The sequence below is a fragment of the Amycolatopsis sp. NPDC104819 genome (assembly GCF_055583145.1).
Window position 1 is genome coordinate 435,409 of the sequence record NZ_JBVJON010000004.1, and the last position, 7,985, is coordinate 443,393.

Annotated in this window: 10 protein-coding genes; 6 read left to right on the plus strand and 4 right to left on the minus strand. The window is 71.0% G+C overall.

What is annotated here, in order from left to right:
* Nucleotides 1-212: 212 nt before the first annotated feature.
* From ACZ63E_RS14900 to ACZ63E_RS14915, 4 genes are read left to right on the plus strand one after another with little or no spacing between them, the layout of a single operon-like run.
* Nucleotides 213-2,699 carry a sensor histidine kinase gene (locus tag ACZ63E_RS14900; protein WP_465336452.1) on the plus strand — a complete coding sequence of 829 codons (2,487 nt, stop codon included), beginning with the start codon at nt 213-215 and terminating at the stop codon, nt 2,697-2,699.
* Nucleotides 2,699-3,118 (plus strand): roadblock/LC7 domain-containing protein, encoded by a 420-nt coding sequence (locus ACZ63E_RS14905; protein WP_395925796.1) that lies wholly within the window; start codon nt 2,699-2,701, stop codon nt 3,116-3,118. Before ACZ63E_RS14900 ends, ACZ63E_RS14905 begins: the two co-directional genes overlap by 1 nt.
* Nucleotides 3,115-3,486, plus strand: coding sequence for a DUF742 domain-containing protein (locus tag ACZ63E_RS14910; protein ID WP_465303095.1), 372 nt, complete (start codon nt 3,115-3,117; stop codon nt 3,484-3,486). Before ACZ63E_RS14905 ends, ACZ63E_RS14910 begins: the two co-directional genes overlap by 4 nt.
* On the plus strand, nt 3,467-4,069 hold the full coding sequence (locus tag ACZ63E_RS14915) for a GTP-binding protein (RefSeq protein ID WP_465303097.1): 603 nt from the start codon (nt 3,467-3,469) through the stop codon (nt 4,067-4,069). The genes ACZ63E_RS14910 and ACZ63E_RS14915 overlap by 20 nt, the downstream gene beginning before the upstream one ends.
* A 110-nt stretch (nt 4,070-4,179) precedes the next feature.
* Here ACZ63E_RS14915 and ACZ63E_RS14920 read toward each other — a convergent pair whose 3' ends face one another.
* A complete protein-coding gene (locus ACZ63E_RS14920) occupies nt 4,180-4,611 on the minus strand; it encodes a DoxX family protein (protein ID WP_465336453.1) in 432 nt (143 codons plus the stop codon).
* Between the two features lie 113 nt (nt 4,612-4,724).
* Here ACZ63E_RS14920 and ACZ63E_RS14925 point away from each other — a divergent pair, with 113 nt between their 5' ends.
* Nucleotides 4,725-5,192 (plus strand): NUDIX hydrolase, encoded by a 468-nt coding sequence (locus ACZ63E_RS14925; RefSeq protein WP_465336454.1) that lies wholly within the window; start codon nt 4,725-4,727, stop codon nt 5,190-5,192.
* Here the strand turns inward: ACZ63E_RS14925 and ACZ63E_RS14930 are convergent.
* On the minus strand, nt 5,178-5,825 hold the full coding sequence (locus ACZ63E_RS14930) for an HAD family hydrolase (RefSeq protein WP_465336455.1): 648 nt from the start codon (nt 5,823-5,825) through the stop codon (nt 5,178-5,180). The two genes, ACZ63E_RS14925 and ACZ63E_RS14930, sit on opposite strands and share 15 nt — an antisense overlap.
* A 43-nt stretch (nt 5,826-5,868) precedes the next feature.
* On the opposite strand from ACZ63E_RS14930, the gene ACZ63E_RS14935 reads away from it, so the two are divergent.
* Nucleotides 5,869-6,351, plus strand: a complete 483-nt coding sequence (locus ACZ63E_RS14935; protein WP_465336456.1) for a hypothetical protein — start codon at nt 5,869-5,871, stop codon at nt 6,349-6,351.
* Here ACZ63E_RS14935 and ACZ63E_RS14940 read toward each other — a convergent pair.
* Together ACZ63E_RS14940 and ACZ63E_RS14945 are read right to left on the minus strand one after the other, a co-directional pair.
* The gene (locus ACZ63E_RS14940) at nt 6,348-7,139 is read right to left on the minus strand and encodes an alpha/beta fold hydrolase (protein ID WP_465336457.1); all 792 of its coding nucleotides are present in this window, start codon (nt 7,137-7,139) and stop codon (nt 6,348-6,350) included. The two genes, ACZ63E_RS14935 and ACZ63E_RS14940, sit on opposite strands and share 4 nt — an antisense overlap.
* 13 nt (nt 7,140-7,152) lie before the next feature.
* Nucleotides 7,153-7,800, minus strand: coding sequence for a DUF998 domain-containing protein (locus ACZ63E_RS14945; RefSeq protein WP_465336458.1), 648 nt, complete (start codon nt 7,798-7,800; stop codon nt 7,153-7,155).
* Nucleotides 7,801-7,985 lie beyond the last annotated feature (185 nt).

Here is a 7,985-nt window from a genome sequence, read left to right on the forward strand (position 1 = left end):
GATCACGTTATCGCCACGGACTTGACGCGCCCTGGAGGGCTGCCTAACGTCGTCGCGGGCGAAGCAGACCACGGTGATGTTGATCCGGCTGGTCGGAATCCGGGTGTTGACCGCCTCGGGCGACCCGAAACCATGTACTGCCGGAAGGAAAACGGACCCAGGTGAAGCAGATTTCTCTTCGACGCAACCGGGGATCCTCGATTCGGAAGCGCGTGCTCACGATCGCGCTCATCCCCAGTGTGGCCCTGCTCCTCGTGGGCGTGGCCCTCGCCGGCTACCTCATCTACGACGCCGTCACGGGCCGTGACTACGTCAACCGGATCCGGGGCTCGGAAGCCCCGTCGATCCCCTTCTTCGGCGCGCTGCAGCAGGAGCGCCAGGCAACCCTGAGCCTGCTCGCGGGTCAGGGCAACCAGCGCGCGGTGCTCGCGGCCGTCCGCCCGAAGACGGACCAGAACGCCGCGAAGACGATCGAGTACCTGAAGGACAGCTTCGCGGGTTACGACGACACCCCGCCGAGCGTGCAGAAGAACATCGCCACGTTCTTCGGGCTCTTCCAGCAGCTGCCGCAGACGCGGCAGGCGGTCGACAGCGGCCAGATCCAGATCGGCCAGGCGTACACCTTCTACAACAAGATCATCGACCAGTTCACCGACGGCCTCGCCGGGCTCGCGCAGAACGCCCGTGGCGCGCAGAACGCGTTCGACCGGCTGACCGCGATCCCGATGTTCACCGCGGCCGAGGAGATGCAGCGCAGTGACGCGCTCGCCGCCGCCGGGCTCGCCGCGGGCGGGCTGAGCAACGAGGACTTCCGCACCTACGTCGGCCAGGTCGGCGCCTACCACGCGCAGCTCGACGCGTCGGCGCCGAAGATGATCCCCGAGGTCAAGGCGAAGTACGACCAGCTGCTGGCGAGCCAGCCGTGGCAGACGGTGACCCAGGTCGAAACCGCTTTCCTGCGCGGTGACCTGACCAAGCTGCCGGTGGCGCAGGACCAGTGGCGCACGAGCGCCCGGCTGGTCGGCGACGCCCTGTCCGGCATCTTCGTGCTGCAGAGCTCCAACGCCAGCCAGGCCGCGATCAACGACGCCGACTCGACGTTCACCGAGTCGCTGATCGCCGGTGTGATCGCCGTGCTGTTCGCGGTCTTCGTGGTCTTCGTCGCCGTCCGGCTGTCGAACCGGCTCATCGGCCGGCTGCACCGGCTGCGCGAGGACACCCTCGACGCGGCCGAGGTCCGGCTGCCCGAGCTGGTCGCCCGGGTCCGCGCGGGCGAGCCCGTCGACCTCGAAGAGGGCGGGCACTTCCTCGACCACGGCACCGACGAGATCGGCCAGGTCGCCGACGCGTTCAACAAGGCGCAGCAGACCGCCATCGCGGCCGCCATCGACGAGGCCAAGACCCGTGAGGGCACCAAGACGGTGTTCCTCAACATCGCCCACCGCAGCCAGGTCATCGTGCACCGCCAGCTCAAGGTGCTCGACCAGGCCGAGCGCAAGCAGGAGGACCCGGAGCAGCTGGACACGCTGTTCCAGCTCGACCACCTCTCCACCCGCGCCCGCCGCAACGCCGAGAACCTGATCATCCTCGGCGGCGGGCAGCCGGGCCGGCAGTGGCGCAACCCGGTCGGGCTGGCCGAGCTGGTCCGCGGCGCGTCCGCCGAGACCGAGGACTTCGCCCGGGTCAAGACGGCGGCACTGCCGCAGATCGCCGTCCGCGGTCCCGTCGTCGGCGACCTCGTGCACCTGCTCGCCGAGCTGATCGACAACGCGACGTCGTTCTCCCCGCCGCAGTCGCGGGTCGAGGTCCGCGGCAACGTGGTCGGCAAGGGTGTCGTGATCGAGGTCGAGGACCAGGGTCTCGGGCTCGAGCCGGACCAGACCGAAGAGATCAACGTGATGCTGGCCGACCCGCCGGACTTCGGGATCATGGCGCTGTCGGACGAGCCGCGCCTGGGCCTGTTCGTGGTCGCGCGGCTGGCCGCCCGCCACGGCATCCAGGTGCACCTGCGGGAGTCGGCCTACGGCGGCACCCGGGCCATCGTCCTGGTGCGCACCGACCTGCTGGCTCCCTTGGCGGAGTCCGAGCCGGAGCAGCCGATCACCCCGCCGAAGCCGGAGCTCGTGCCGAACCCGGTCGAGGCCGACGGCAACGACGAGGTCATGCCGCTCAAGCGGCAGCCGCGCCGCCCGGCGCGCCACCGCACCGAGCCGCCGATGGCCGTTCCGCCGGTGGCCCCGCCCGCTCCGGTGCAGCCGCCGTCCGCGCCGACGCCGGTCCCGGTCGGCGTCGTCTCCGAGCCGGTGAGCCAGCCGACGCAGGCCCAGCCGACCCAGGCGCAGCCGGTGGCCCCGGTCCGGCCGCCCTCCCCGCCGTCCCGGCCCGCGCGCCCGGCACGCCCGGCCGCGCAGCAGCCGGTGTGGCCGCCGCAGGAACCGCGGGCCTCGGTGCCCGAAGGACGCCCGCAGCAGCCGCGCCGCCCGGAGGCGCCCGGCCGCCCGCCGCTGCCGCAACGGCGACGCCAGCAGAACCTCGTTCCTCAGTTGAAGGAAGATAGGCCCGCACAGGAACGCGAAGAGGTCAGGCTGGATTCGCCGGAAGCCGCCCGCAGCAGGCTGTCCGCCTTCCAGCAGGGCACCCGCCGGGCCCGTGACGAGGAACCCGCCGAGAACGACGACAGGTACGGAGAGCGCGAGTAATGGCCAACTCAGGCGTCAGTGAGCTCGACTGGCTGCTGGACGACCTCGTCAAACGGGTCGCCGGGGCGGATCGCGCGGTGGTCCTGTCTTCGGACGGCCTGCTCATCGGGAGGTCCGGGAACCTCTCCGAGGAGGACGCCGAGCACCTCTCGGCGGTGGCTTCGGCGTTCCAGAGCCTGGCGCGCGGCACCGGGCGGCACTTCGGCGGCGGCAACGTCCGTCAGACGATGGTCGAGATGGACCACGCGTTCCTGTTCGTGACGGCCGCGGGGCGGGGCGCCTGCCTCGCCCTCCTGGCGCGGGAAGACGCGGACATGGGCCTCGTCGCGTACGAGATGAACCTGATGGTGAAGCGGGTCGGGCAGGTACTCACCTCGGCTCCGCGGACCGGCGCCGGCGTCCAGCCCACGTCGCCATGAGCGGACGGCACGAAGCCTGGTTCGACGACGAAGCCGGCCCCCTGGTCCGGTCCTACGCGGTCACGGGCGGCCGCACGCGGTCGGACACCCTGGGGCTCGACCTCATCACGCTGGTGGTCGCGCTGCGCACGGCGCACGAAGCGGGCATGCTCGAACCGGAGTACGCGCGGATCATCGCCCTGTGCCAGCGGCCGGTGTCGGTGGCCGAGGTGGCCGCGCGGGTCGATCTCCCGCTGCCCGTGGTGAAGGTGATGCTGAGCGATCTGATCGAGCAGAACCTGGTGCTGTTCCGTACCGCGGCGCCGGCGCACGAATCCCCCAACAAACACGTACTCCAGGCGGTTCTTGATGGCATCCGGAAACTCTGATCCCCGGCGGAACCTGACCGCGACCGCGGTCAAGGTGCTCATCGCCGGCGGCTTCGGGGTCGGCAAGACCACGATGGTCGCCTCGGTGAGCGAAGTGCCACCGCTGCGCACCGAAGAGGTCATCACCACCGCGTCCGAGGGTGTCGACGACCTGTCGGGCATCGAGCAGAAGACGACCACGACGGTCGCGCTGGACTTCGGCCGCATCACGATCAACCCCGACCTGATCCTGTACCTGTTCGGCACGCCCGGGCAGGACCGGTTCTGGTTCATGTGGGACGAGCTGGCGGAGGGCGCGCTCGGCGCCGTCGTGCTGGCCGACACCCGCCGGCTGGACAGCTGTTTCGCGGCGGTGGACTTCTTCGAGCGCCGGAACCTGCCGTTCGTCGTCGGCGTGAACTGCTTCGACGGCGCGTACCGCTACGGCACCGAGGAGGTCCGGCAGGCGCTCGACGTCGGCATGGACGTCCCGCTGCTGCTGTGCGACGCCCGCGAGCGGGAGTCGACGAAGCAGGTGCTCACCAGCCTGATGGAACACGTGATGGCGCGGTCCGACCTGGCAGCCGCCCAGGGTGGCTACTGATTGAACCTCATTCTGGTTAGGCCGGCGCGACGGATCGCAACGCGCTCGCACGTAGTGACCGTTGCGCCGGCCGACGGCTGAATGAGGTTCACAGGACCGCGCGTCTTCGGTCAGCGCTTGCGCAGGTTGTCGAGCGCGAAGCGGCCCGGGCCGATCGCGGCGAACAGCAGGAAGATCCAGCAGTAGACGGCGGCGGGCTCGCCCATGTTCTGCAGCGGCAGCAGGCCCAGCGGGGCGTGCACGGTGAAGTAGGCGTAGGCCATCACGCCCGAGAGCAGGATCGCGGTCGGCCGGCTGGCGAGGCCGGCCAGGAGCAGCAACGCGCCCACCAGCTCGATGACGCTGGCGAACCAGCCGGGGAACGTGCCGAACGGGACGCCGCCGCCCTGGCCGTCGATGCCACCGAAGAAGCCGAATCCCTGCAAGCCGTGGAAGCCGAACAGGAACGAGATCACGATCCTGCTCGCGCCGACGACGATGCCGGTGACCGGGGCGGTCTTGGTGGCGGCGGTCTGGGTCTTGGGGGCGATCGTGGTGGTCATTTGGGGTTCCTTCCCTGGGTTCTTCTTTGCCTTCTGCCTACGCGTCGAGTGGGTTCCCGCCGGATCGACAACCCCGCGGAACTTTTTTCCCGGGGTTTCGGCAGACTGGGTGGATGGCGGGCAAACGCAGTGCCGGGCTCCTGCTCCACCGCGGGCGGGGCGAGGCCGTCGAAGTGCTGCTCGGGCACATGGGCGGGCCGTTCTGGGCGAAGAAGGACGCGGCAGCGTGGTCGCTGCCGAAGGGCGAGCTCGAGCCGGACGAGGAGCCGCAGGCGGCCGCGCGGCGCGAGTTCGAAGAGGAGCTGGGCCTGCCCGCGCCTTCGGGTGAGTACGTGCTGTTGGGCGAGGTGAAGCAGTCGGGCGGCAAGGTCGTGACGGCGTGGGCGGTCGAGGCCGACCTCGACCCGGCGGCGGTCGTGCCCGGGACGTTCAGCATGGAATGGCCCCCGCGCTCGGGCCGGCAGCAGGAGTTCCCGGAGATGGACCGGGTTTCGTGGTTCTCGGTGGCGGTCGCGCGCGAGAAGCTCGTGAAGGGCCAGCTGCCGTTCCTGGACCGGCTGCTCGCGCTAGCGGGTCAGTAGGGCCTCGAGCGGCTTGGCGGTGAACGACGGCAGCACGACGTCCGCCCGCCCGAAGTCGAGGCTCTCGGTGATGGCGTTCGGCACGGCGACGCAGGTCAGCCCGGCGGCCTTGGCGGCGGTGACGCCGTGCGGGGTGTCCTCGAAGGCGATGGCTTCGCTCGCGGCTGTGTCCACTGCGGCGATCGCGGCCAGGTAGAGGTCCGGGTCGGGCTTCGCCTGGTGGCGGTCGCCGGTGAGCACGGCGTCGAAGTAGTCGGCGATGCCGAGCCGTTCGAGGTGCGGGTTCACCCAGCCCCCGGACGAGCTGGAGGCGACGGCCAGCTTGAGGCCGTGCGCCTTGGCCGAGTCGAGGTAGCTCCGGACGCCGTCGCGGGGCCCGAGGGTTTCGAGCAGCTCGAAGACCCGGGCCTTGGTCCGCGGCCGCAGCGCCTCGGTGTCGACGCCCGGAACGAGCTCGGCGAGCAGGTCGAACATCGCGGGCGTGGTGTGCTGCGTGCCGATGACGGCGTACCAGGCGTCGAGCGGCAGTTCGGTCCCGTGCGCCCGGAAGGTTTCCTGCCAGGAGCGAAGGACGGCGGACTCGGTGTCGGCGAGAGTCCCGTCGAAGTCGAAGACCAGGGCGCGGGTGGGCACGCCTGCACCCTGCCCGGTGGGTGATCGCTCAGGCAAGGGAGGTGTGACGAGCCCCGTGCCGCGGCCGGACGAGAATGGGCTCGTGCTGAACGCGATGGCGGAGCTGGCCACCGAGGAGTACCTGCTGGCTCCCGGGGATCCCGTCGCCGAAGCCCGGCAGAACACCTGGCACGTCGGGGCGTCCCCGGAGCAGCGGGCGGAGCTGCCGGGTGACCGTGTCGTCGCCGCGTTCGAAGCCGTGGCCTCGTCCCTCGGCGCGCGCCTGGGCGGGCCCGCGACCTTCTACGTCTGGCACGACGAGCAGGTCGGCGCCCTCAAGGCCTCGCTGTCGTCGCTCGGCCCCGGTGAGCTGCCCTTCGGGGCCGAGTACGAGCCGGTCGGCGAACTCGGGCCGATCGTGGAAGCTTTCCTCGCCGACCCGAGCCCCGGTTCCGTGCCGTGGAGCGCGCTCGAACCCGTGTCCACGGAGGAGCCCGAGCCGGCGCTGCCGCCCTTTCCCGTCTGGGTCCGGCCGATCGCCGGCTAGCTCAGGAAGAACTTCGCCAGGACCGGGGCCAACGCCGGGGCCTTCACGATGTGCGTCTGGCCCGGCAGCGTCCGGTACTTCGCCGACGGCAGGACCTTCGCCAGGGACGCCACGCCGTTGCGCATCCAGGCCGGGCTGCGGTCGCCGTCGATGGCCAGGGTCGGGACCTTCACCTCGGGCCAGGCCGCCGGCAGGGGGTTGCCCGACTGGTGGTCGCCCATCACCGCCGTGTCGTACGGGATCGTGTGGGCCACCTTCTTGAGCTTGCCCCAGAACGGCATGATCCGCATCGTCGCGACCGTCGCCTTGCCGAGGCCGACCCCTTCGGTCATGAACATCTTGACCGCCTTGCCGCGCTTCCCCGCGCTCAGCGCCGCGTCGAGCCGGGCCGGGTAGTCGGCCGGGACGCGGGGGCGCGTGTCGTCGACGACGAACGGCGGCTCGTACAGCGCCAGCTTCGTCACCGGGAGGCTGCGAGCCGCTTCGAGCGCGAGCCCGGCGCCGGAGGAGATGCCGAACAGGAACACCTCGCCGCCCGCCTCCTTGGCGAGCGCGGCGAGGTCCTCGACCTCACGCTCGACCGAGTACGGGCCGCCTTCGGTGCTTTCGCCCCGGCCGCGGCGGTCGTAGGTGTACACCGTGAACTGCCCGGCGAGCTCCTTCGCGAGCGCGTCGTTGGGGGACGAGCCGCGGTAGCTCATCGCGCCGTCGACGAGGACGAGCGCGGGGCCGGACCCCGTGCGGGTGTAGGCGATCTTCGTGCCGTCGGCGGAAACCGTCGTGCTCATGGGAGTTCTCCTTTCAGGCGACGGGGCGCCGGATCAGGTGGGCGGACGTCGTCGCGAGCCACGTCCAGGCGATCACGACGGCCGCCCAGAAGCCGAGGATGACGGCCGGGCTCGTCGATCCGGACGCTACGCCCGCGAAGCCTACGAGGAACGCCAACCCGCTGATCCGCGAGTACCACGCGCGGGCGGGCGTGAGGTGCGAACCGATCGCGAAACACGCCGCGACCAGGGCGGCGAAGCCGATCCCGCCGCAGACGAAGTGCAGCGTGCCGTGCCAGCTGACCGACGCGGGCGGCCCGGCCGGCGTGCCGACCGGGAAGCCGTCCTGCGGGTCGGCGCGGAAGGCGCCGGCGCAGATCAGGCTGACGCCGTAGACGGCGAGCAGTCTCGGCCCCCACCGGCCGGGCAGGGCCCGCCGGATCCCGGCGGCGGCCGCGAGCGTGAGCAGGCCGGTGACGACGAAGTTCGTGATCTGGACCCAGCCGAGCGACCCGTTCGACAGGACGCTCGCCGGGTGCCGGGTCAGGTCGAAACCGGCCCGCGTCACCGCTTGGAGCAGCCCGGTGAGCACGAAGACGGGTCCGGCGAGGATCCCGCAGGTCAGCAGCGTGCGGGTGGTCGAAGGGGTGAGGGACTGGGGGCGGATCGCGGTGGTGGTCATGGCGGACAGCCTGACATCCGACGATCAAAACTGTCAAGACAAAAAAACTTGTCGGACGCGGACGGGCGCCCCAGTGTGGCCTTGGGTGCGTTCCCCCCCCCCAAAGACCCACCAGGGGGCCTGGGGCAGGCGAGTCGGAGGGGGGGGAGGGTGGTCCCCCTTGGCGGGAAAAACCAGAACAGAGG